At 49.9% G+C, this 670-nt stretch carries 1 rRNA gene; it reads right to left on the reverse strand.

Annotated features, from left to right (window positions below):
* Positions 1-670, reverse strand: a 23S ribosomal RNA gene (locus MTCD1_RS18345); the annotation flags it as partial.

Consider the following 670-nt stretch of genomic DNA (forward strand, 5'->3'; position numbering starts at 1 on the left):
TTTTCACTCCCCTTATCGTTACTCATGTCAGCATTCGCACTTCTGATACCTCCAGCAGACTTCTCAATCTACCTTCAACGGCTTACAGAACGCTCCCCTACCACTTGCAATAAATTGCAAATCCGCAGCTTCGGTGACTAGTTTAGCCCCGTTACATCTTCCGCGCAGACCGACTCGACTAGTGAGCTATTACGCTTTCTTTAAAGGATGGCTGCTTCTAAGCCAACCTCCTAGCTGTCTATGCCTTTCCACATCGTTTCCCACTTAACTAGTACTTTGGGACCTTAGCTGGCGGTCTGGGTTGTTTCCCTCTTCACAATGGACGTTAGCACCCACAGTGTGTCTCCCGGATAGTACTCATTGGTATTCGGAGTTTGCAAAGGGTTGGTAAGTCGGGATGACCCCCTAGCCTTAACAGTGCTCTACCCCCAATGGTATTCGTCCGAGGCTCTACCTAAATAGATTTCGGGGAGAACCAGCTATCTCCCGGCTTGATTAGCCTTTCACTCCGACCCACAAGTCATCACCGCATTTTTCAACATACGTGTGTTCGGTCCTCCAGTTGATGTTACTCAACCTTCAACCTGCCCATGGGTAGATCGCCGGGTTTCGGGTCTATACCCTGCAACTAAACGCGCAGTTAACACTCGCTTTCGCTACGGCTCCCCTA

The organism is Colwellia marinimaniae, assembly GCF_002207865.1.
In the GTDB taxonomy this organism is placed as follows: domain Bacteria; phylum Pseudomonadota; class Gammaproteobacteria; order Enterobacterales; family Alteromonadaceae; genus Colwellia; species Colwellia marinimaniae.